Raw genomic sequence first — 1,510 nt, 5'->3', positions numbered from 1 at the left:
TGCCGGCGGGCGCGCCCCCCCCCCCCCCTCGGTGGTTTTTTTCCCCCCCCGCCCCCCCCCGCCCGCCGCCCCCCCCCCCCCCCCCCCCCCCCCCCCCCCCCCCCCCCGGGGGGGGGGGGGGGGGGGGCCCCCCCTCGCCGCGAACTGTTCGCCTGGGGAAGCGCCCCACCCCCGGCCCCTCCCCTGAAGGGGAGGAGTGGGTTCACTTCATATCATCCTGCTATAGAGCGCGATTACGACACCTGTCGGCATTTGCGCCCACGCCGGACAGTGTGATGCCCGCAAAGGCCATCCGCAAAGCCAAGATGGGACGAAAGTCGAACGTCTGCGAAGTCAGCCCGACACCCCTTCGCCGTTTCAGGCAAGTCGGTTGGCAAGAAGCGGCCTTACCATCTGAAAGGGCGGAACGAATAGAGCGTCGCTCTGATTGCCCCTGAGCAAAGGATCAAGCGCGATCGTCCGGCGTTTGGCTGCTTCGAAGTTCTTGATCCGGCTCCACCTTTGCCGAGCCGATCAGGGCTTACGACTTGGAGAACCACCCATGAAAACCCATGGCAATACGATCCTGATGACCGGCGGCGGCAGCGGGATCGGCGAGGCACTCGCCCACCGCTTTCATGATCGCGGCGATACGGTCATCATCGCCGGCCGTCGGCAAGAGGCCCTGCACCGCGCGGCTAAGGGGCGTGAACGAATCCATACCGCCGTGCTGGACGTCGAGAACGTCGCTGCCGTCGACGCCTTCGCGAAGAAGATCGTCGACGACTTTCCCGCTTTGAACGTGCTGTTCAATAATGCCGGGATCATGAAGTTCGAAGACCTGACCGGCCGCCGCGACCTGTCCGATGCCGAAGCCACGCTCGCCATCAACGTCCTCGGCCCGATCCGCTTGACCAACGCGCTGATCGATCACCTTGTCGACCAGCCGGATGCGGCGATTGTCAACGTTACCTCCGGCCTGGCCTTCGTACCGCTGGTAGCCGCACCGACCTATTCGGCGACCAAGGCGGCGATGCATTCCTACACCGTCTCGCTGCGAACGCAGTTGGAAGGCAAGGTCGAAGTCATCGAACTGGCTCCGCCGGGTGTGCAGACCGACCTGACGCCGGGCCAAGCCAACCGCCCCGGCTATATGCCGCTCGACGCCTTCGCCGATGCGGTCGCCGCGCAATTCGCCCAACAACCGACCCCGTCGGAGATACTGGTCGATGAGGTCTTGGATTTCCGTCAAGCCGAACGCCGAGGCAAATTCGACGAAACGCTCGAAATGCTGACCAAGCGCGCGGCCGAGCAGCGCAAGGCCGGCGGCAACTGACGCTAGCCCCATCACTGGACACGGCCGAGCGCTGGTATTTATATGCCACCAGCGTTCGGCGCGTCCGCCATGAGAGCACTATCACACCCCCCCCGCCTAGTGGGTGAGTGACAGAACGCAAGAAAGCCCCGGAGCGGCGATGCTACGGGGCTGGGGCTGTGTTTGCGTGTGGTGTGATGGTTGCGGGGGCAGGAT

1 protein-coding gene is annotated in these 1,510 nt (G+C 65.1%); it reads left to right on the top strand.

What is annotated here, in order from left to right; translation table 11 throughout:
* Window positions 1-541: 541 nt before the first annotated feature.
* Entirely contained in the window at window positions 542-1,315 is a 774-nt protein-coding gene (locus GGR48_RS17840) for an SDR family oxidoreductase (RefSeq protein WP_183953184.1), read from the top strand.
* The last annotated feature ends 195 nt before the right edge of the window (window positions 1,316-1,510 follow it).

Source organism: Sphingomonas pseudosanguinis (assembly GCF_014196255.1).
Lineage (GTDB): Bacteria > Pseudomonadota > Alphaproteobacteria > Sphingomonadales > Sphingomonadaceae > Sphingomonas > Sphingomonas pseudosanguinis.
Note: the sequence above shows the minus strand (reverse complement) of the source record. Positions and strands in the feature narration are given on the sequence as shown.

Coding starts and splice junctions, on each gene's coding strand:
- GGR48_RS17840 (WP_183953184.1), top strand. CDS start 542: ATGAAAACCCATGGCAATACGATCCTGATGACCGGCGGCGGCAGCGGG.